The organism is Streptomyces sp. NPDC030799, assembly GCF_055572255.1.
In genome coordinates, this window is the sequence record NZ_JBVIDS010000009.1 from 310,507 (window position 1) to 329,704 (window position 19,198).

A 19,198-nucleotide genomic window follows, 5' to 3' on the forward strand; every position below is an offset into this window, starting at 1 on the left:
TGCCCGGGGTATGCGAATGCTTACTCGAAGGGGTGCACCATCCACTGATCCGGGCGGTCCAGCGGCCGGAAGCCCACCTTCTCGTACACCCCCTGCGCGTCGTGCGTGGCGAGCAGCATGCGGCGCAGGCCGTACGGCTTCAGGTGGTCGCGGATGCGGCCGACGAAGGCGGTGCCGACGCCCTTGCCGCGCACCGAGGGATCCACGTACACATCGGCGAGCCAGGCGAACAGCGCCTGGTCGGTCACCACGCGCGCGTACGCCACCTGCTCCCCCGAGGCCTCGTCGTACACCCCGAAGTTCAGCGAGGACGCCATGGCCCGCTCGTGCTTCTCGCGGGTCCGGCCGATCGCCCAGTAGGCGTCGGCCGACAGCCATCCGTGGACGCGGTCGACGTCGACGCGGGCGGTGTCGGCGGAGAACTCGTAGCCGTCGGGGAGGGTGGGTGTGTCGCTCATGGTCCGGATCCTCACAGGCGCCGGGCACGTGCGTCGACCGGATTTACCCGTACCGGCGCCCTGGAACACCTGGTCAGAACACCTCGTCGCAGGCCGTCCGCAGCCGTCGTACCCCTTCTGTGATCTCCCCGGTGCCGGCGACCGCCGCGAAGCTCAGGCGGAGGTGGGCCGCGGGGGGTTCGGCGCTGAAGTAGGGGCGGCCGGGGGTGAGGGCGACGCCGGCGCGGAGGGCGGCCGAGGTGAGGGCCGATTCGTCGGTGCCGTCGGGGAGGCGGAGCCAGAGGTGGTAGCCGCCGGACGGGATGTGCGGCAGGGCGAGTTCGGGCAGGTGGGCGGCGAGCGCGGCGGTCATGGCGTCGCGGCGGGTCTTCAACTCGGCGGACAGGTTTCGCAGATGCCGGGGCCAGGCCGGGGAGCCGACCAGTTCCAGCGCCGCCTCCTGCAGCGGCCGGGGAACGAAGAAGCTGTCTACGACCTGGATGGCGCGCAGGCGTTCCAGCACCGGGCCGCGCGCGGCCAGGGCGCTCACCCGGAAGCTGGGCGAGGTCGCCTTGGTCAGCGAGCCGACGTGCACGACCACCCCGTCCGGGTCGTCGGCGGCCAGCGGGCGGGGCAGCGGGCCCGCGTCGGCGTGCACCAGGCGCCGGACGAAGTCGTCCTCGATGACGAACGCGCCGGCCTCGCGGGCGATGCGCAGCACCTCGGCGCGCCGGCCGGGGGCCAGGACGGCACCGGTCGGGTTCTGGAACAGCGGCTGGCAGACGAACACCCGGGCGCCGCTGGCCCGGAAGGCGTCGGCGAGCAGGTCGGGGCGTACGCCGTCGGGGTCGACGGGCACCGGGACGGGGCGCAGCCCGGCGGCGCGGGCGAGGGCCAGCATGCCGGGGTAGGTGGGCGACTCGACGAGGACCGGGGCGCCGGGCTGGGCGAGCGCGCGCAGGGCGGTGGCCAGGGCGGACTGGCCGCCGGCCGCGATCAGCACCTCGGCGGCGGTGACGGCGCCGCCGATGCCGCGTGCGAACCACTCCCGCAGCTCCGGCAGTCCCTCCAGCGGCGGCCTCCCCCAGGCGCCCGGCCGCCGCCCGGCCCGGGCCAGGGCAGCCGCCATGGCCCGCTCCGGCTGCAGGGAGGGATGCGGATAGCCGCCGTTGAACTCCAGCACACCGGGCGGCGGCGCGGCCAGTGACACGGTGACCCCGGAGGCGTCGACCGTGCGCGGTACGAGCTCGGCGGCGCCGTCGGCGCTCAGCGCGACCTCCTGCCAGGAGGTGTCCCCGGCCGGCGTCTCCGCCGGGCGTGGTCCGGCCCGGAACGCACCGGCTCCGGGGCGGGTGACGACCAGCCCCTCGGCGGCCAGCTGGGCGAGGGCGCGGGAGACGGTCACCGGACTCACGCGGAACTGCTCGACCAGCGCCCGGCTCGACGGGAGCTTTCCACCCGGAGAGTAGCGGTTGAGGTCGCGGCGGAGCTCTTCTGCCAGTTCGCGGACACTGCTACGCTGGTTCATGAGAACACAGAGTAGCGCTACTGTCCCGAGCGCGATAGCGGTCACCGCTCCCCGCGAGCGCCGCGGCCTCGGCACCGGTCTTGCCGCCCTCGGCGTCGCCTCCTTCTCGCTGACCTTCCCGGCCACCGCCTGGGGCCTGGAGGGATTCGGCCCCTGGTCGCTGGTGGCCGTGCGCAGCGTCCTCGCCGCGCTCGTCGCGGGCGGCTGTCTCCTCGTCCTCCGGGTGCCGCTGCCCGAGCGCCGGCATCTGCCGGGTCTCGCCGTGGTCGCCGCCGGTGTGGTGCTCGGCTTCCCCATGCTGACCACGCTCGCCCTGCAGACCTCCACGACCGCGCACGCGGCCGTCGTGGTGGGGCTGCTGCCGCTGACCACCGCCGTGTTCTCCGCCCTGCGCACCGGCAGCCGCCCCTCGCGCCGGTTCTGGCTGGCCGCCCTGGCGGGGGCCGCGGCCGTGGTCGCCTTCACCGTGGCGCAGAGCGGCGGCGCGCTCACGGCCGCCGACGGCTATCTGTTCGCGGCCCTGCTGGTGTGTGCGGCCGGCTACACGGAGGGCGGCCGGCTGGCCCGGGTGATCCCGGGCTGGCAGGTGATCGGCTGGGCGCTGGTGCTGTGTCTGCCGCTGAGCGTGCCCGCCGCCGCGGTGGCGCTGTCGTACGAGCCCGTGCAGCTGACCGGGCACGGCATCGCGGGTCTGCTGTGGGTGGCGCTCGGCTCGCAGTTCCTCGGCCTGGTCGTCTGGTACCGGGGCATGGCGGCCATCGGCATTCCGCGGGCGAGCCAGTTGCAGTTGGCCCAGCCCCTGCTCACACTGGTGTGGTCGGCGCTGCTGCTGGGCGAGCACTTCACGGCGGCCGCCCCGGTGACCGCCGTCGCCGTGCTCGTGTGCATCGCCGTCACTCAGCGGTCGTGATCATGAGGAGGGCCTGCAGATGCGTGCATCCAAGGGCGATCGTCTTGTCCAGCACGGCAGGGTGGTCGGCCAACACGACCAGGTCTCTGAAGTAGTCGAAGTCCTGGGTTCCGAGGGCAACCCGCCCTACCGCGTCCGGTTCGAGGACGGGCACGAGGCGATCATGTCCCCCGGACCCGACTGCCAGGTCAAGCACCGGGACGAGCAGGCGATGGATCAACGGGGCGGCTTCGCCGATCGCCCGTAGTGGTCGGCGATCACGCGTGACATCGCCCCGATCGGGTCGGCCGCCACGTCCCTGGCGGCGAAGAACACATGCCCGCGCACCTGCGGGTGGCGAGCGGCGAGGGTGAGGTGCCGGGACAGCTCGACCGGGTCCTGCCAGGCCGAGGGCTGCCCGGCGGCCCCGGCCTTGTACAGGGCCTCGCCGAGGTACAGGTGTGTCCCGGTGCCCTGCGCGACCGACGCCCACCAGTCGGCCAGTCTCGCGTAGTCGGCGTCCGCGAAGCCGATGTGCCAGTACAGCTGCGGGACGATGTAGTCGATCCAGTGTTCTTGCACCCAGGTACGGGTGTCCGCGTACAGGTCGTCGTACGTCTGCACGCCCGCCCGGGTGTCCGAGCCGCGCGGGTCGGTCGAGGCGTTGCGCCAGACCCCGAACGGGCTGATCCCGAACCGGGTGCCGGGCCGGACCCGTTGGATACCGGCGGCCATCTCCTTCACCAGCGTGTCGACGTTGTCCCGCCGCCAGGCGGCCCGGCTGGAGAAGTCGTCGCCGTACCGGTCGTAGGCGTCATCGTCGTCGAAGGTCTGGCCGGCGACCGGATACGGATAGAAGTAGTCGTCGAAGTGGACGGCGTCGACCGGGTACGTGGCGACGGCGTCGAGCATCGCCCGCTGGACGAAGGCGCGGACCTGAGGCAGACCGGGGTTGTAGTACAGCTTCCCGCCGTACCGCACCACCCAGTCGGGGTGCTCACGGGCCGGGTGCCGGGCAGCGAGCCGGCCGGGGTCGGAATGGTTCGCGATCCGGTACGGATTGAACCACGCGTGCAGCTCCAGTCCCCGGGCGTGCGCCTCCTGCACCGCGGTGCCCAGCGGGTCCCAGCCGGGGTCGCCGCCCTGGGTACCGGTGAGGTACTCGGTCCAGGGTTCGTACGGTGACGGCCACAGGGCGTCGGCGGTGGGCCGCACCTGCAGGATCACCGTGTTGAGCCGGTCGCGGGCCGCCTTGTCCAGATGGGCGGCCAGCTCCCCCCGCTGCGCGGCCGCGGTGAGGCCCGGACGGGACGGCCAGTCCCGGTTGGCCACCGTCGCGATCCACACACCCCGCATCTCGGTGGCCGAGCGCGGTCGACGAGCCGGTGCCGCGACCGCGCACGGCGCCGTGACCAGCGAGGACAGTGCCGCCAGCGTGAAGGCCCGGCGTGCCAGCCGCCCCATCCGCACACCCCCGTACGCCATGGATCCGCTCCGTCACGGATCGTTCCGCGCCCCAGGATGCACCGCCCCGGGCGATCGATCATCGATACTTGGCGGTAACGTGCACGATCGGAGCAGGCGCCGAACCCGGAGGTCTGCCAGCGAGAGCCGGAACACCAGCGAAGGGGACGATGTAATGGGCTTCCCATCGGGAGACATTGCGCGGGTCGGAGTCGTGGGCTGCGGCCAGATGGGCGCGGGCATCGCCGAGGTGTGTGCCCGCGCGGGGCTGGAGGTGAAGGTCGCCGAGACCACCGGCGAGGCCCTGGAGATCGGCCGTACCCGGCTGTACAACTCCCTGGCCAAGGCCGCCGAGCGCGGCAAGATCAGCGAGGAGGAGCGGGACGACACTCAGGCGCGCCTCAGCTTCACCACGGACCTCGGCGAATTCGCCGACCGTGACCTCGTGATCGAGGCCGTCGTGGAGAACGAGCAGGTGAAGACGGAGATCTTCCAGGTGCTCGACCAGGTGGTGACCCGCCCGGACGCGATCCTCGCCTCCAACACCTCCTCGATCCCGCTGGTGAAGCTGGCGGTCGCCACCTCCCGCCCGGACCACGTCGTCGGCATCCACTTCTTCAACCCGGCCCCGGTGCAGCAGCTCGTCGAGCTGATCCCGGCGCTCACCACCTCCGAGGGCACCCTCAGCCGTGCCCAGGTCTTCGCCGAGAAGGTGCTCGGCAAGCACGCCATCCGCGCCCAGGACCGCTCCGGCTTCGTGGTGAACGCGCTGCTCGTGCCGTACCTGCTCTCCGCGATCCGGATGTTCGAGTCGGGCATCGCCAGCCGTGAGGACATCGACAACGGCATGGAGATGGGCTGCGCCCACCCGATGGGCCCGCTGAAGCTGTCCGACCTGATCGGCCTGGACACCATCGTCTCCATCGCCAACTCGATGTACGCCGAGTACAAGGAGCCGCTGTACGCCGCTCCCCCGCTGCTCCAGCGCATGGTCGAGGCGGGCCGGCTCGGGCGGAAGACCGGCTCGGGCTTCTACACCTACAGCTGATCACACAGAGCTACGCCTTACGGGCCCGGCACCGAACTCGGCGCCGGGCCCGTCCGTTTCACACGCCGTGTGCGCGCCGGGCACGCATATGCCCGTCGCACACGCTCCCCACGCGCCCACCAGGCGAGTTGACTCACCATGCGCATGCAAGGGACGCGGAACCATCCATGCCGACTACCGAAAGGAGCGCACCCGTGACCGCCGATCCGGAGCATCCCGTGGTCCACGGAGAACTCGCAGAGTTACGACGCCGCCTCGACGTGGCCTATGCCCGAGTCGAGGGAGGGCTGGCGTTGCTCAGTCATCGCACCGAGGAGACCGCCAAGGACCTGGACGAGCTGAACTCCCGCATGGTCTCACTGGAACACGCACGCTGGCCGCTGCCCTCCCTCGCCGCGCTCACCGCGCTCGGCGCGCTCGTCGTGACGGTCTGGCAGGCGCTGGCCCGCTAACCCTCGGCGAGCCTGAGGTGGTGCAGCAGGAGTAAGGCGGCCGCCATGTTGGCGGCCGGGACCTCCCCACGGGCGATCAGGTCGGGGACGAGTTTGAGGGGAACCCATTCCCGGCGGTCCGACTCGAAGTCGTCCACGGGATGCCCGAGGTACTCGCCCCGGTCGGACCAGTAGATGTGGTGCCGGGCGTCGGTGAGGCCGTTGGACGGCTCCACGCTCATGAGGTGGTGCAGGGGCCCCGGCCGCCAGCCGGTCTCCTCCTCCAGTTCTCTGGCAGCGGCGCTCGCGATGTCCTCACCGTCCTCCACGACGCCCGCGGCCAGTTCCCACCCCCAGCTGTCGGTGATGAACCGGTGCCGCCACAGCAGCAGCACCTCGTTGGCGTCGTTGACGACCGTGGCCACCGCCACGGGCCGCAGCCGGATCAGGAAGTGGTCGAGATGCCGGCCGTCCGGCAGCTCGACATCTGCGAGATTGACGCTGAACCAGCGGTTCGCATACACAGTTTGTTCGTTCTGTTTCGTCCACTGCACGGTTCTGCCACCTTCCGCTGAGTAAGTGGCAATATCGCAGCAGGGACTGTGCACCTACAGTGGGCCTACAGCGGTACGCGCAGTGCCCCGTCGATGAGTTCGGCGGCCTCGGCGGTCCCGGCCGAGCCACAGCGCACCAGGTGTTCGCGTACCGCGCGGAGTCTGTCGCGCAGCCGCTGGGACTCCATCCCGCGGGCCTGCTCGGCCATCTGCACGGCGGTGGCCACCGCTTTGTCGGCGTTGCCCTGGCGCAGCTCGATGGTGCTGAGCATGGCGAGCCGGTGCACCCGCCCCCGGTCGTGGGCGGGGTTGTCGACCGCCGCCGCGGCATGCTCCCGGGCGGCGGCCAGCTCACCGAGGCTCAGCAGCGCCTCGGCCACCTGCACATTGACCAGGCCCGGCTGGACATAGCCGGTCTCGTCGGGTTCGTAGCCGCGCCGGATCCGCTCGGCCGCCTGCTCCGCGCGCCGGATGCAGGACAGGGCGCTGCCGGAGTCGCCGAGGTGGGCGTACGCCTTGGCCTGCATCGCGTACAGGTCCGAGGCGAGCGCCGGGGTGATGTGCTTGCCCGCGGCCCGCAGCGCGGCCTCGGCGAAGGCGACGGCCTGCCGGTACTCCCGCATGAACAGCGACTGGTTGACCAGCAGGGCTATGACGTAGGCGCCAAGTCCCCGGTCGCCGCTGGCCTTCGCCAGTCTGAGCGCCTGGTGGAAGTAGCGCTGCGCGAGACCGTGCGCGTCGGAGTCGTAGGCACAGATGCCCGCGATGGCCACCAACCCGCCCGTGGCCCGGTGCAGTTGGCGGCCGGTGGCGTCGGTGTAGCTGCCGCGCAGCAGAGGTGCCGCCTCCGCGTTCAGAAACCCGACGATCCGCGTCCGGGTCGCGATGCCGCCGGCCTTGCGGTACATCTGCTCGTAGTGTGTCCGCGCGGCCCGCAGCATCCCGATGTCGGCCGCGGTGACCCGGTGCCGGCCGCCGCGCGAGACATCGACGTCCTCCGGCGGGTTCTCCCACTCCCACACCGGCATGACGGCCGGGGTGCCGGTGACGGCGGGAGCGCCCAGCACATGCGGCCGCTGCTGTTCGTCGGAACGCCACAGAGCGGTGGCGCGTTCCACGAACCCGTTGAGCGAACCGGCATGCGGTGTGCTCGGCTCACCCGGCACTCCGAGGCCGATGTCGTCCAGGGTGACCGGCCGGTGCAGGCGCGCGGCCAGCACTTCGCAGATCAGGTCGGGCACCTGGCCGCGCGGCCGCTGGCCCTTCAACCAGCGGGCCACGGCGGTGTGTTCGTACCGGAGCACAAGGCCCCGTCTCCGGCCCGCCTGGTTGACGTGGGCGGCGAGGCCGGCGTGCGAGATCCCCGCCTCGTCCAGGATCGCGTCGAGCAGAGTGTTGGGCTGCATGGGATGCCCCCCGAGTGGCCTGGTGCGCTCAGCGTAGTGGCTCCGCCTTCACACGGGGTGTGAACGGAACACGTGCATCCGCGCTGTACGCGCGCTGTCGCTCAGCGTGTTCCGCCGGTTGACTGAGATGCCTCGCAAGAGGTTGGCCGGGCCGCCGGCTCCCCCTCGAAACAGCGGCGGCCCGGCTGCGGGTACGCGGGTGCGGGTATGCCGGTATGCGGGTGCGGGTATGCGGGTGCGGCTAGTGGTGCGTTGTCGGCTGCGGGTCTGTGGGGGCTTGTCGCGCCCGCGCGGCGGAGCCGTACATCTCACTGTCCCGCGCCCCCGGGCAGGAGAGCTTGTCCCTCGTTCGATCGTTGCGCAGGACCAGTACCGCTATGTCGTCCCTCGGACCGTTGCCCGTGTGGTGCAGGAGGGCTGTGAAGAGCGTGCGCAGGATCGTCTGAGGGGAGACCGGCTGATCGCGTACGGCCTCGCGCAGTGCCGTCGGCAGAGAGAAGAAGCGTCCCTTGGCGTCCCGGGCGTCCTCCACACCGTCGGTGAAGAGGACCAGCGAGTCACCGGGGAGCAGGGGGCCGCAGGGGTGGGCCTCCAAGGCCTTCGGCAGGGGGAAGGGACCCAGCGGCGGAAGCGGATCCACCCGGCTCAGCGGCTCGACCCGCGCATCGCTGATCCGGTACGGCCACGGATGACCGCAGTTGAGAGCCCGCACACCACCCTCCCTGTCGATCTCCAGGAGCAGCACGGTGACGAACTCCTCGGCGACCGGATGGTCGGGGTCCGGGCCGCCGTGCGCGGGGTGTTCGGCGCGGGACCGTTCACGCAGGTGCCGGGCGAGGGCGCGCTCCAGCCGGCGCAGCACGCCGCCGAGTTCGGGTTCGTCGTGGGCCGCCTCGCGGAAGCTGCCGAGGACGGCGGCGACGGTGCCGAGGGCGGTCAGACCGTGCCCGCGTACATCCCCCATCACCACCCGCACCCCGTGCTCGGTGGCGATCGCCTCGTACAGGTCGCCGCCGACGCATGCGCCGCGCTCCGCGGACAGCTGGGCGGCGGCCAGAACCAGCCCGTCGAGGCGGGGCGGCGGCGGACGCAGGACGACGCTCTGCGCGGCCCGGGCCACCCGGCGGGCCTGCCGCAGCTCACGCAGCAGCGCGCCGCGGACATGGAGTATCAGCCCGGCACCGACGGCGAAGAACACGGCGCTGGTGACGACGCGCGCGCCGAACCCGTCCTGCTGGGCGGTCGGACAACCCCACTTGTAGCCGACCGCCACGGCCCCCCAGACCATGGTCAGTACGACTCCACGCGCGGTGGGCGCCCGTGCCTTGATGCGGTTCATGCCGATGGTCCCCCAAGTGGGCCCTGACAGAGCAGACGGACCGACCCCGAAAGGCCGGTCCGATTCTGTCGACGCCATGGCCCGGAAGGACCAGATCGCCTCCCACTCCCACCCGAACGAGTGAGAACTCCCAGGCCACCGTGCATTTATGCAGCTGACGGAAGGACCACCGGCCCAGGGGCGCGGGGAACTGCGCGACGAACCACGGGTCACCCGAGGCCGCCGAACAGGAACAGCTCCCCGCCCCTTGGGCGCACTAGCCCCGCAGAACCGCCCCGGTCCGCTCACCCGCAAGGGCAACAGCCGCATCCCTCGCAGCCGACGCCTCATCCACGGTCAGCGTCCGGTCACCCGCGCGGAAGCGCAGCGCATACGCCAGCGACTTCTTCCCGTCCCCCAGCTGCTCGGCGTTCTCGTACACGTCGAACAGCCGGATGGACTCAAGAAGTTCCCCGGCACCGTCGCGCAGCGCCGTCTCGACCTCCGCGGCCGGGACGGGCAGGTCGACCACGAGGGCGACATCCTGCGTGGCGACCGGGAACGTGGAGATGCTCGGCGCCTGCGGGGCACCGTCGCCCACCGCCTCCAGGGCGTCCAGGTTCAGCTCCATCGCGCAGGTGCGCTCGGGCAGACCCAGGGCCTTCAGGACACGCGGGTGCAGTTCTCCGGCGTGGCCCACGACCTTCTCCGTGCCGTCGGCGAAGACCACCAGGTCGGCGCAGCGGCCGGGGTGCCAGGGACCGTACTGCCCCTTGCGCACGACCAGCTCCGCACCGGCCTCCCGGGCGACGGCACGCGCCGCCTCGACCGCGTCGGCCCACCCGGCCGGGCGGCCCTTGCCCCACCAGCCGGCCTGCTCACGAGCGCCGGTGAGGACGGCTGCCACGTGCCGCGGCTGCTCGGGCAGCGCGGCGTTCAGCGCGGCGATCTCGTCGTCGGTGGGACGCCGGTCGACGGGCAGGTGCCCGGCGACACGCTGCTCCCGAGCGGGGTGGAACACCAGCCCGGTCTCGAACAGGGCCAGATCGTGCGAGCCCCGGCCGTCATTGCGCCGCAAGGCACCCAGCAGACCCGGCAGCAGCGTCGTGCGCAGCGCGGGCTCCTCGTCGCTGAGCGGGTTGACCAGCCTGACGACGCGGCGGGCCGGGTCGTCGGACTCCAGGCCGAGCTGGTCGAAGACCTGCTCGCTGACGAACGGGTAGTTCGGTGCCTCGACGTAACCCGCTCCGGCCAGCGCGCGGCCGACCCGGCGGTGCAGCCGCTGGCGGTGGGTCAGACCGCGGCCCGAGGGCAGCTTGGGCAGCGTGGAGGGCAGGTTCTCGTAGCCCTCCAGGCGGATGACCTCTTCGGCCAGGTCGTTCGGGTCCACGAGGTCGGGCCGCCAGGAGGGCACGGTGACGATCAGCTCGTCCTGCCCGTACACGTCGCAGCCGACCTCCTGCAGGCGGCGGACGACCGTCTCACGGCCGTACACGACACCCGCCACCTTGTCCGGGTGGTCGGCCGGGAGGGTGATGGTGTGCGGGGCCGAGGGCGCGACGACCTCGGTGACACCGGCCTCGGCCGTGCCGCCCGCGAGCAGCACCAGCAGGTCCACGGTGCGCTGCGCGGCGGCCGCGGCGGCCTGCGGGTCGACGCCGCGCTCGAAGCGGCGGGACGCCTCGGACAGCAGCTTGTGGCGGCGGGCCGTACGGGCGATGGAGACGGCGTCGAAGTGGGCCGCCTCGATCACCACGTCGGTGGTGCCGTTGACCCCGTCCTCGGTGACCTCGTGGTCGGCGATCTCCGTGTTGGCGCCGCCCATCACGCCGGCGAGGCCGATGGGGCCGCGGTCGTCGGTGATGACCAGGTCCTCGGCGTGCAGCTTGCGCTCGACGCCGTCGAGGGTGACGAGCTTCTCGCCCTCCTGCGCGCGGCGCACGCCGATGGTGCCCTGGACCAGCGTGCGGTCGTAGGCGTGCAGCGGCTGGCCCAGCTCCATCATCACGTAGTTGGTGACGTCGACGGCGAGCGAGATCGGGCGCATGCCGACCTTCTGCAGCCGGCGCTGCAGCCAGATCGGGGAGCGGGCCTCGGGGCGCAGGCCGGTGACCGTGCGGGCGGTGAAGCGGTCGCAGCCGAACGGCTCGGAGACCTGGACCGGGTAGCCGAAGGCGTTCGGGGCCGGTACGTCGATCAGGGCCGGGTCGCGCAGCGGCAGGCCGTAGGCGATGGCGGTCTCGCGGGCGACGCCGCGGATGGACAGGCAGTCGCCGCGGTTGGCGGTGACGGCGATGTCCAGGACCTCGTCGACCAGCTCCAGCAGCTCGATGGCGTCCTTGCCGACCTCGGTCTCCGGCGGCAGCACGATGATGCCGTGGGTGCCGTCGTCGCCCATGCCCAGCTCGTCGGTGGAGCAGATCATGCCGTGGGACGTCTTGCCGTACGTCTTGCGGGCGGCGATGGAGAAGCCCCCGGGGAGCGTGGCGCCGGGCAGGACGACCACGACCTTGTCGCCGACCGCGAAGTTGCGGGCGCCGCAGACGATCTCCTGGGGCTCGCCGGTGCCGTTGGCCTGGCCGACGTCGACGGTGCAGAAGCGGATCGGCTTCTTGAAGCCCTCCAGCTCCTCGATGGTCAGCACCTGGCCGACGACCAGCGGGCCCTTGAGGTCGGCGCCGAGCTGTTCGACGGTCTCGACCTCCAGGCCGGCCGAGACGAGCTTCTCCTGGACGTCGCGGCCGGTTTCCGTCGCCGGCAGGTCGACGTACTCCCGCAGCCAAGAAAGCGGGACCCGCATCAGATCTCCATCCCGAACGGCCGGGTGAACCGGACGTCACCCTCGACCATGTCTCGCATGTCCTCGACGTTGTGGCGGAACATCAGCATCCGCTCGATGCCGAACCCGAAGGCGAAGCCGCTGTACTTCTCCGGGTCGACGCCGCAGGCGGTGAGCACCCGCGGGTTGACCATGCCGCAGCCGCCGAGCTCGATCCAGCCCTCGCTGGAGCAGGTACGGCAGGGGCGGTCGGGGTTGCCGACGGACTCGCCCTTGCAGACGTAGCAGAGCATGTCCATCTCGGCGCTCGGCTCGGTGAAGGGGAAGAAGTTCGGCCGCAGCCGGGTCTTCATGCCCTCGCCGAACAGGGACTGGACCATGTGGTCCAGGGTGCCCTTGAGGTCGGCCATGGTCAGGCCCTCGTCCACGGCGAGCAGTTCGACCTGGTGGAAGACGGGCGTGTGCGTGGCGTCCAGCTCGTCGGTGCGGTAGACGCGGCCGGGGCAGATCACGTAGACCGGCAGCTCGCGGTCGAGCAGGGAGCGGATCTGGACCGGTGAGGTGTGGGTGCGCAGTACGACACCGGACTCGGTGCCGCCGTCGGGCCCCTGGACGAAGAAGGTGTCGGCCTCGCCGCGGGCGGGGTGGTCCGGGCCGATGTTGAGGGCGTCGAAGTTGAACCACTCCGCCTCGACCTGCGGGCCCTCGGCGACCTCGTAGCCCATGGCCACGAAGATGTCCTCGATGCGGTCCGAGAGCGTGGTCAGCGGGTGGCGGGCGCCGGCCGGTACGCGGTCGTGCGGCAGCGTGACGTCGACGTCCTCCTCCACGAGCACGCGGGCGTCCCGCTCGGCCTCCAGCTCGGCCTGGCGGGCGGCGAGAGCCTTGTTCACGGCGCCGCGGGCCATGCCGACGCGCTTGCCGGCCTCGGCCTTGGCGTGCGGGGGCAGGGCGCCGATCTCGCGGTTGGCGAGGGCCAGCGGAGAGGTGGGTCCGGTGTGGGCGACCTTGGCCTCGTGGAGCGCGTCGAGGGAGTCCGCGGCGGCGAAGGCGGCGAGCGCCTCGTCCCGCATGCGCTCGATCTCTTCCGGTTTCAACGCCTCGACCTCGACTGGGTCGTACGACTTATTGGGTGCCGACATCTCTTCCCGTGCTTCCGATTGTCCCCCAGCTGACGCTGGGAGGTGCCCCCTGGCGGATGGTCCCCGTCACCGACTCGCGAGGGCCGCGTGAAGGACACAAAGGTGCCAAAGGCCGAGTCTAACGGGGTGGAGGTGTACGAAGAGCCCGTGGGCCGTCAGGCGAGATACGCCGGGGCCGCCACGGGCAACGTAAATCGGAACTCGGCGCCGCCGACGGAGGCGCGGCCGACCGTGATGGTGCCGCCGTGTGCCTCGACGATGCCCTTGACGATGTACAGCCCGAGGCCCGTGCCGCCGCGCTTGCTGCCCCGCCAGAAGCGGGTGAAGACGCGGTTCATGGACTCCTCCGGGATGCCGGGGCCCTCGTCGCTCACCGTGACCGACGTGCCGGTTTCCTCGCCCTCGCGCGGGGATGCGCAGGGCGTGACGTCAATGGTGACGGTTCCCTCGCCGTGCCGCACGGCATTTTCGATGAGGTTGCTGAGCACCTGGTCGACCTTGTCGGGGTCGGCCCACAGGTCGGGCAGCGGCTGTTCGATGCGCAGCAGGAAGCGGTCGGCGGGCTGGCCGGCGGCGACGTAGGCCTGGATGTGCCGGGAGACGGCGGCCCCGATGTCGACGGGCTGCCGGCGCACCTCCAGGCGCCCGGAGTCGATCCGGGAGATGTCGAGCAGCTCGGCGATGAGCCGGGTCACGCGGTCGGCGTCGGCGTCGACGGTCTCCAGCATCAGCCGCTTCTGGTCGTCGGTGAAGCGCTCCCACTTGGCGAGGAGCGTGGCGGTGAAGCCCTTCACGGAGGTCAGGGGTGAGCGCAGTTCATGGGCGACCGTCGCGATCAGCTCGGCGTGGCTGCGCTCGGTGCGGCGACGGGCCTCGGTGTCCCGCAGGGACACGACGACCCGCTGGACGGGCCCGAGGGGCTCGTCGCGCACATACTGCGCGCAGACCAGCACCTCCCGTCCCCCGGGCAGCAGCAGATTGCGCTCCGGCTGCCGCGTCCGGATCGCGAGCCCGCCGTAGGGGTCGACGAGCTGCCACCAGCGGCGGCCTTCCAGGTCCTCCAGCGGCAGCGCCTGCTCCAGGGGCCGGCCGAGGGCGTCGGCGGCGCGCTGGGCGGTGATACGGGCGGCGGCGGCGTTGAAACAGACCACGCGGCCGTGTTCGTCGGCGACGACAAGGCCGTCGGGAAGCTGGTCGGGGTCGAGGCCCGCGGGATCGCCCTGCCGGGGCACAGATGTGCGCTGCGCGTCCCGTCCACCCGGCGCGGTGCTCGTGCCGGCCACACTCATCCCCGTACCCCACCTCTCAGACGGCGCAGGGCCCCGAGCTGGTCACCCTACTAGCTCGCCGTGACGGAGCGGCACCCTCCGGAGGCGCGCTGTGCACGGGCCGACGCGTAGAGACATACGGCGGCGGCGGTGGCGAGGTTCAGGCTCTCGGCCTTTCCGTGGATGGGGACGCGGACGACGGCGTCGGCGAGCGCGCGGGTCTCCTCCGGGAGTCCCCAGGCCTCGTTGCCGAACACCCAGGCGGTGGGACCGCCCATGGTCCCCTTGTCGAGTTCGGCGTCGAGATCGTCGGTCCCGGCGCCGTCGGCGGCGAGGATCCTCACGCCCGCGCCCTTCAGCCCGGCCACGGCCCGCTCGACGGGGACGCCCACGGCGACGGGCAGATGGAAGTGGGAGCCCACGGAGGCGCGTACGGCCTTGGGGTTGTACAGGTCGACGGAGGCGTCGGTGAGGATCACGGCCTCGGCGCCGGCGGCGTCTGCGCACCGCAGCACGGTGCCGGCGTTGCCGGGGTCGCGCACATGGGCGAGCACGGCGACCAGCTTCGGCCGGGCGGCGAGGATCTCCTCGAACGGCGTGTCCAGGAACCGGCAGACCCCGACCAGGCCCTGCGGGGTGACGGTGGTCGAGATGTCGGCGATGACGTCCTCGGCGGCGAGATGCACCCGGGCGCCGGCGTCCCGCGCCGCGCCGATGATGTCGGCGTAGCGCTCCGCGGCCTCGACCGTGGCGAACAGCTCGACGAGGGTGGGGGTGCCGTCGGCCCGATGCCCGGCCGCCTCCCTGACGGCCTGCGGCCCCTCCGCGAGAAACAGCCGGTCCTTGCCCCGGAAATTCCGCTTGGCGAGCCGCCGGGCGGCTGCGACACGGGCGGACCGGGGGGAGATCAGCTCGGGGCTGGGCATCCTGTTCTTCACCTTCAAGAAAGTCTTCACTTTGTGGTGCCGGCAGGGTGAGCGCCCCCGGGGGGCGGGGAACTGCGCGACCGGCCACGACGCACCCGCGGGCGAACGACCACCGATGGCCCCCCAACAGCAGGACCCGCAAGCCATAGAGCCTGCGGGTCCTTCAGTGAGCGTCGGCCGAGAGCCGGCGCAGCGTCACGCAGCCTTGGGCGCGTTGACGTCCGACGGCAGCGCCTTCTGCGCGACCTCGACGAGCGCGGCGAACGCGTTCGCGTCGTTCACGGCCAGCTCGGCCAGGATCTTGCGGTCGACCTCGATGTTCGCGGCCTTCAGACCCTGGATGAAGCGGTTGTAGGTGATGCCGTTGGCGCGGGCAGCGGCGTTGATGCGCTGGATCCACAGCTGACGGAAGTCGCCCTTGCGCTTCTTGCGGTCGTTGTAGTTGTAGACCAGCGAGTGGGTGACCTGCTCCTTGGCCTTGCGGTACAGGCGCGAGCGCTGACCGCGGTAGCCGGAGGCCTGCTCGAGGATCGCCCGGCGCTTCTTGTGGGCGTTGACTGCCCGCTTGACGCGTGCCACTTGTTAACTCCTTGTAGCGGGGTCGTGGGGGTACTCACACGACCCGGAATCGATTCGGTCCCGGTCCAGACGCACGGCGCTCAGAGCGCCGCCGCGTCACTTGCCGAGAAGCTTCTTGATCTTCGCGGCGTCGCCCGGGGCCATCTCGGCGTTGCCGGTGAGGCGACGCGTGATGCGGGACGACTTCCTCTCGAGCAGGTGGCGCTTGCCGGCGCGCTCGCGGAGCACCTTGCCGGAGCCGGTGACCTTGAAGCGCTTGCTGGCACCGCTGTGCGACTTGTTCTTCGGCATAGCGCCGTTCTCTCCTCGTCGGTGGCGCTCCGGTGCCCGGTCGCAAAACCGGGCACGGTGGAGCGTCGTTCTTCTATCGGTTACATCCTCGGGGACGTGCGTCCCCCGGGATCACGCCTCGGCAGGCTCCTCGGACGGCGCCTCAGCCTCGGCAGGGTTCTGCGACTTGCCGGGGTTCGCCTTCGCGGACGCCTTGCGGGCCTCCTGCGCCTGGCGGGCCTCGGCCATCGCCTCGGTCTTCTTCTTGTGCGGACCGAGGACCATGATCATGTTCCGGCCGTCCTGCTTCGGGTTCGACTCCACGAAACCGAGGTCCTGGACGTCCTCCGCGAGGCGCTGCAGCAGTCGGTAGCCCAGCTCGGGCCGGGACTGCTCGCGACCACGGAACATGATCGTGATCTTGACCTTGTCGCCCTGCTTGAGGAACCGGACGACGTGACCCTTCTTGGTGTCATAGTCGTGCGGGTCGATCTTCGGCCGGAGCTTCATCTCCTTGATGACCGTGTGCGCCTGGTTCTTGCGCGCCTCACGGGCCTTCATGGCCGACTCGTACTTGAACTTCCCGTAGTCCATGAGCTTGCACACGGGCGGACGGGCGTTCGCCGCGACCTCGACCAGGTCCAGGTCGTACTCCTGCGCAAGCTCCAGTGCCTTCGCGAGCGGGACGATGCCCACCTGCTCGCCACTGGGACCGACAAGTCGCACCTCGGGAACGCGAATCCGGTCGTTGATGCGGGGCTCGGCGCTGATGGATCCTCCTCGGTAGCACCACGCGACGGTCTGGCGGACAGCCGCGTAACGTCTTTGTTCGTAAGACCTAACCGCGCCGACGCACAAAAAATGCCCCGGACGATCACAGGCGGGGCTCCAATGACTACCGGAGCACCGCCGCGGTGACCGCGGGGCGCAGTTCGGGCGACTCCATCGTCCGTACGGAACGATGGTGGCCGCCTGACCGGGTGACCCGCCGCCCCGGAGGACGGTCAGGTGGGAGATCGGAGCCTCCACTTGTGGGCCGGACGCTCTGTTGTTCGCAGGGCTGTCCAGCCGGTCGTTACACAAGGTTAGCAGCACCGCCGGGGAAGGGCTAATCGGAGGCCCCGCCGGAGTACCGCCTATGGTGTGGGGCATGAGTGAGACCCCTCCTGAGAACCCCGACTTCGACGCGATGACCCGGGACATCGCCGAGGTCCCCGCCGTCGAGGTGATCGTGACGGTCGCCGTCAACCTGATGAGCGCCGCCGCCGTGAAGCTCGGGCTGAGCGAGGAGGGCGAGAAGTACAAGGACCTGGACGAGGCCCGCAAGCTGATCACCGCCCTCGCCGGCCTGCTGGACGCGAGCGCGACCGAGATCAGCTCCTTCCACGCGGCCCCGCTGCGCGACGGCCTGAAGTCGCTGCAGCTGGCGTTCCGCGAGGCGTCGGTCGTCCCGGACGATCCGGGCCAGGGGCCGGGCGAGAAGTACACCGGCCCCGTCTACAGCTGACCTACTCCTTCACATACAGGGGCTCGCCCGGAGGCGTGGTCCCGGCCGGCAGCAGTGCCAGGTCGAGACCGCGCACCAGGCGGGCCCTCAGTGTTTCGTCGGCGGCGAGCCGCTCGGCGACCGCACGGGCCGCCTCGGCGGGCGCCGCGGCCGGGTCGAGGACGAGGGCGAGGGTGCCGTCGGCCTGCCCGGGCCCCAGGTGGGCGCGCAGCACGGCGGGCTCCGCCGCCACCGCCGTACGGACGGCGTCGATCACGGCGGGGTCGGCGAGCGGATCGGTGCTGGTGCGGCCCTCGGCGAGGGCGAGCAGTGCCGGGCCGGTCAGCTCGAACGGCACCGGTCCCGCGAGGTCCAGCACGACCGTGTCGGCCTTCTCGTGCGCGGCGGCCTGCAGCGCCTGGTGCAGGGGTACGGCGACCGGGCGGGCCTCGGGGTCCCAGCGAGCGAGGGAGTCGGTCGAGGTGAACGCGGGCAGGGCGGTGCGGTGGCCGGCCTTCAGGGTGGGTACGGCCATGTCGCTGGTCTTCTCGCGGCGCAGCCCGTTCTCGTCCTCCTCGACCTCGCCGAGCACGGCGACGACGGGGACGAGCAGGCGGGCACCCTTCAGCGCCTCGAGCACCGGCCCGAGGGCGCTGCGGTCCTCGGCCCAGGCGGCGAGCGCGGCGCTCAGCCGGGGGTCGGCGGAGCCGTCGTCGTCGGAGAAGCCGGGGTCGGGAATGTTCTTGTTCGCCACGGTCACCGACCCTAATCCAGGGTGTGAGCAGCGCGTAGCGGCCCCCCGCAGGAATTCGGGACACGCCGCGGGCGCACGCGGGCCCCGCGGCCGTATCGTCGGCGGCGCCCTCGGTCTCCTCCTCGGCCGGGGCGGGAAGGGAGCATCCATGACGGGGGCGGCGACGGGCCGGGGCGCGCTGCTGAGCAGGGCGATGACGGGGGTGAGCGTGCCGGCGGGCGCGCAGGTGTCGGTGGCGGTGCTGGAGGTGGCCTCCGGTGCGAGCGCCGTGTACGGGGACGCGGCCTTCGACACGGCCAGCATCGTCAAGGTCGACGTCCTGGCCGCGCTGCTGCTCCAGGCGCAGGACGCGGGCCGGCGGCTGACGGCGGCCGAGCGGGCGTACGCCGCGAAGATGATCGAGAACAGCGACAACGCGTCCGCGACCGCGCTGTGGCACACGATCGGGCGGGCGGACGGCCTGGACACGGCGAACAGGCGCTTCGGGCTGACCGCGACCTCCGGGGGCGAGGGCGGGCTGTGGGGCCTGACGCAGACCACGGCCGCCGACCAACTCCGCCTGCTGCAGCAGGTGTTCGGGGAGGACTCCGAGTTGAGCAAGTCCTCGCGGAGGTATGTGCAGGGGCTGATGGAGTCGGTCGAGGCGGACCAGCAGTGGGGCGTGTCGGCCGCCGCGGACGGCAACTGCTGGGCGCTGAAGAACGGTTGGCTGCCGCGCAGTACGACGGGGCTGTGGGATGTGAACAGCATCGGGCGGGTGACGGCGGACGGCACCGACTACCTGGTGGCGGTGCTGTCGAAGGGCACGGAGAGCCAGGCGAAGGGCATCGCGCTGGTGGAGACGGCGGCGCAGGCGGCGGTGTCGGCGTTCGCCGGTGACTGCTCGGGCTGAACCGGTGACGCCCCATCGCGGACCGAC

General features: G+C 71.7%; 20 protein-coding genes. 6 read left to right on the top strand and 14 right to left on the bottom strand.

The annotated features are described in order from the left end of the window. Window positions 1–20: 20 nt before the first annotated feature. Both ACZ41I_RS23955 and ACZ41I_RS23960 read right to left on the bottom strand, forming a co-directional pair. Complete coding sequence (locus ACZ41I_RS23955) at window positions 21–458, bottom strand: GNAT family N-acetyltransferase (RefSeq protein ID WP_468515014.1); 438 nt, start codon at window positions 456–458, stop codon at window positions 21–23. A 73-nt stretch (window positions 459–531) separates the two neighbouring features. Beyond that, window positions 532–1,965 (bottom strand): PLP-dependent aminotransferase family protein, encoded by a 1,434-nt coding sequence (locus tag ACZ41I_RS23960; RefSeq protein ID WP_399771196.1) that lies wholly within the window; start codon window positions 1,963–1,965, stop codon window positions 532–534. Here ACZ41I_RS23960 and ACZ41I_RS23965 point away from each other — a divergent pair. Continuing rightward, complete coding sequence (locus ACZ41I_RS23965) at window positions 1,964–2,875, top strand: DMT family transporter (protein ID WP_363215973.1); 912 nt, start codon at window positions 1,964–1,966, stop codon at window positions 2,873–2,875. The two genes, ACZ41I_RS23960 and ACZ41I_RS23965, sit on opposite strands and share 2 nt — an antisense overlap. A 19-nt stretch (window positions 2,876–2,894) precedes the next feature. After that, window positions 2,895–3,122, top strand: coding sequence for a DUF1918 domain-containing protein (locus ACZ41I_RS23970; protein ID WP_363215974.1), 228 nt, complete (start codon window positions 2,895–2,897; stop codon window positions 3,120–3,122). On the opposite strand, the gene ACZ41I_RS23975 is transcribed toward ACZ41I_RS23970, so the two are convergent. Further along, window positions 3,092–4,318, bottom strand: coding sequence for a glycoside hydrolase family 10-like protein (locus tag ACZ41I_RS23975; RefSeq protein WP_468515040.1), 1,227 nt, complete (start codon window positions 4,316–4,318; stop codon window positions 3,092–3,094). The two genes, ACZ41I_RS23970 and ACZ41I_RS23975, sit on opposite strands and share 31 nt — an antisense overlap. A 175-nt stretch (window positions 4,319–4,493) precedes the next feature. On the opposite strand from ACZ41I_RS23975, the gene ACZ41I_RS23980 reads away from it, so the two are divergent. After that, a complete protein-coding gene (locus ACZ41I_RS23980; protein WP_363215976.1) occupies window positions 4,494–5,366 on the top strand; it encodes a 3-hydroxybutyryl-CoA dehydrogenase in 873 nt (290 codons plus the stop codon). Window positions 5,367–5,560: 194 nt separating this feature from the next. After that, window positions 5,561–5,818 (top strand): hypothetical protein, encoded by a 258-nt coding sequence (locus ACZ41I_RS23985; RefSeq protein ID WP_360097962.1) that lies wholly within the window; start codon window positions 5,561–5,563, stop codon window positions 5,816–5,818. Here ACZ41I_RS23985 and ACZ41I_RS23990 read toward each other — a convergent pair. From ACZ41I_RS23990 to infC, 10 genes are all read right to left on the bottom strand, one after another. Continuing rightward, window positions 5,815–6,351 carry an NUDIX hydrolase gene (locus tag ACZ41I_RS23990; RefSeq protein WP_363215977.1) on the bottom strand — a complete coding sequence of 179 codons (537 nt, stop codon included), beginning with the start codon at window positions 6,349–6,351 and terminating at the stop codon, window positions 5,815–5,817. The two genes, ACZ41I_RS23985 and ACZ41I_RS23990, sit on opposite strands and share 4 nt — an antisense overlap. A gap of 65 nt (window positions 6,352–6,416) precedes the next feature. Beyond that, window positions 6,417–7,757 carry a transcriptional regulator gene (locus tag ACZ41I_RS23995; RefSeq protein WP_399771187.1) on the bottom strand — a complete coding sequence of 447 codons (1,341 nt, stop codon included), beginning with the start codon at window positions 7,755–7,757 and terminating at the stop codon, window positions 6,417–6,419. A gap of 241 nt (window positions 7,758–7,998) precedes the next feature. After that, window positions 7,999–9,096: a PP2C family protein-serine/threonine phosphatase gene (locus ACZ41I_RS24000; RefSeq protein WP_468321269.1), complete on the bottom strand. Its 1,098-nt coding sequence runs from the start codon at window positions 9,094–9,096 to the stop codon at window positions 7,999–8,001. Between the two features lie 256 nt (window positions 9,097–9,352). Next, window positions 9,353–11,875: a phenylalanine--tRNA ligase subunit beta gene (gene pheT / locus ACZ41I_RS24005; protein ID WP_468515015.1), complete on the bottom strand. Its 2,523-nt coding sequence runs from the start codon at window positions 11,873–11,875 to the stop codon at window positions 9,353–9,355. Further along, window positions 11,875–12,996, bottom strand: coding sequence for a phenylalanine--tRNA ligase subunit alpha (gene pheS, locus ACZ41I_RS24010; protein ID WP_363215981.1), 1,122 nt, complete (start codon window positions 12,994–12,996; stop codon window positions 11,875–11,877). The genes pheT and pheS overlap by 1 nt, the downstream gene beginning before the upstream one ends. A gap of 155 nt (window positions 12,997–13,151) precedes the next feature. Then, on the bottom strand, window positions 13,152–14,285 hold the full coding sequence (locus ACZ41I_RS24015; protein ID WP_363215982.1) for a sensor histidine kinase: 1,134 nt from the start codon (window positions 14,283–14,285) through the stop codon (window positions 13,152–13,154). Between the two features lie 50 nt (window positions 14,286–14,335). Continuing rightward, window positions 14,336–15,190 carry a TrmH family RNA methyltransferase gene (locus ACZ41I_RS24020; protein ID WP_363215983.1) on the bottom strand — a complete coding sequence of 285 codons (855 nt, stop codon included), beginning with the start codon at window positions 15,188–15,190 and terminating at the stop codon, window positions 14,336–14,338. Between the two features lie 195 nt (window positions 15,191–15,385). Further along, window positions 15,386–15,769 (bottom strand): 50S ribosomal protein L20, encoded by a 384-nt coding sequence (gene rplT, locus ACZ41I_RS24025; protein WP_016642495.1) that lies wholly within the window; start codon window positions 15,767–15,769, stop codon window positions 15,386–15,388. 96 nt (window positions 15,770–15,865) lie between these two features. Then, the gene (rpmI, locus tag ACZ41I_RS24030; RefSeq protein WP_360097938.1) at window positions 15,866–16,060 is read right to left on the bottom strand and encodes a 50S ribosomal protein L35; all 195 of its coding nucleotides are present in this window, start codon (window positions 16,058–16,060) and stop codon (window positions 15,866–15,868) included. A 111-nt stretch (window positions 16,061–16,171) separates the two neighbouring features. Next, the gene (gene infC / locus ACZ41I_RS24035) at window positions 16,172–16,810 is read right to left on the bottom strand and encodes a translation initiation factor IF-3 (protein WP_399771571.1); all 639 of its coding nucleotides are present in this window, start codon (window positions 16,808–16,810) and stop codon (window positions 16,172–16,174) included. Window positions 16,811–17,189: 379 nt separating this feature from the next. On the opposite strand from infC, the gene ACZ41I_RS24040 reads away from it, so the two are divergent. Further along, window positions 17,190–17,546 (top strand): DUF1844 domain-containing protein, encoded by a 357-nt coding sequence (locus ACZ41I_RS24040; RefSeq protein ID WP_363215984.1) that lies wholly within the window; start codon window positions 17,190–17,192, stop codon window positions 17,544–17,546. 1 nt (window position 17,547) lies between these two features. On the opposite strand, the gene ACZ41I_RS24045 is transcribed toward ACZ41I_RS24040, so the two are convergent. Next, window positions 17,548–18,279, bottom strand: a complete 732-nt coding sequence (locus ACZ41I_RS24045) for an SseB family protein (protein ID WP_399771176.1) — start codon at window positions 18,277–18,279, stop codon at window positions 17,548–17,550. A gap of 148 nt (window positions 18,280–18,427) precedes the next feature. Between ACZ41I_RS24045 and ACZ41I_RS24050 the strand changes: the two genes are divergently transcribed. Then, window positions 18,428–19,171: a serine hydrolase gene (locus ACZ41I_RS24050; RefSeq protein WP_468515016.1), complete on the top strand. Its 744-nt coding sequence runs from the start codon at window positions 18,428–18,430 to the stop codon at window positions 19,169–19,171. The last annotated feature ends 27 nt before the right edge of the window (window positions 19,172–19,198 follow it).

What these genes read in the sequence shown, in the direction of transcription:
- ACZ41I_RS23955 (WP_468515014.1), bottom strand. Translation starts at nt 458, where the DNA reads ATGAGCGACACACCCACCCTCCCCGACGGCTACGAGTTCTCCGCCGAC.
- ACZ41I_RS23965 (WP_363215973.1), top strand. Translation starts at nt 1,964, where the DNA reads ATGAGAACACAGAGTAGCGCTACTGTCCCGAGCGCGATAGCGGTCACC.
- ACZ41I_RS23960 (WP_399771196.1), bottom strand. Translation starts at nt 1,965, where the DNA reads ATGAACCAGCGTAGCAGTGTCCGCGAACTGGCAGAAGAGCTCCGCCGC.
- ACZ41I_RS23970 (WP_363215974.1), top strand. Translation starts at nt 2,895, where the DNA reads ATGCGTGCATCCAAGGGCGATCGTCTTGTCCAGCACGGCAGGGTGGTC.
- ACZ41I_RS23975 (WP_468515040.1), bottom strand. Translation starts at nt 4,318, where the DNA reads ATGGGGCGGCTGGCACGCCGGGCCTTCACGCTGGCGGCACTGTCCTCG.
- ACZ41I_RS23980 (WP_363215976.1), top strand. Translation starts at nt 4,494, where the DNA reads ATGGGCTTCCCATCGGGAGACATTGCGCGGGTCGGAGTCGTGGGCTGC.
- ACZ41I_RS23995 (WP_399771187.1), bottom strand. Translation starts at nt 7,757, where the DNA reads ATGCAGCCCAACACTCTGCTCGACGCGATCCTGGACGAGGCGGGGATC.
- ACZ41I_RS24000 (WP_468321269.1), bottom strand. Translation starts at nt 9,096, where the DNA reads ATGAACCGCATCAAGGCACGGGCGCCCACCGCGCGTGGAGTCGTACTG.
- pheT (WP_468515015.1), bottom strand. Translation starts at nt 11,875, where the DNA reads ATGCGGGTCCCGCTTTCTTGGCTGCGGGAGTACGTCGACCTGCCGGCG.
- pheS (WP_363215981.1), bottom strand. Translation starts at nt 12,996, where the DNA reads ATGTCGGCACCCAATAAGTCGTACGACCCAGTCGAGGTCGAGGCGTTG.
- ACZ41I_RS24015 (WP_363215982.1), bottom strand. Translation starts at nt 14,285, where the DNA reads ATGAGTGTGGCCGGCACGAGCACCGCGCCGGGTGGACGGGACGCGCAG.
- ACZ41I_RS24020 (WP_363215983.1), bottom strand. Translation starts at nt 15,190, where the DNA reads ATGCCCAGCCCCGAGCTGATCTCCCCCCGGTCCGCCCGTGTCGCAGCC.
- rpmI (WP_360097938.1), bottom strand. Translation starts at nt 16,060, where the DNA reads ATGCCGAAGAACAAGTCGCACAGCGGTGCCAGCAAGCGCTTCAAGGTC.
- ACZ41I_RS24040 (WP_363215984.1), top strand. Translation starts at nt 17,190, where the DNA reads ATGAGTGAGACCCCTCCTGAGAACCCCGACTTCGACGCGATGACCCGG.
- ACZ41I_RS24050 (WP_468515016.1), top strand. Translation starts at nt 18,428, where the DNA reads ATGACGGGGGCGGCGACGGGCCGGGGCGCGCTGCTGAGCAGGGCGATG.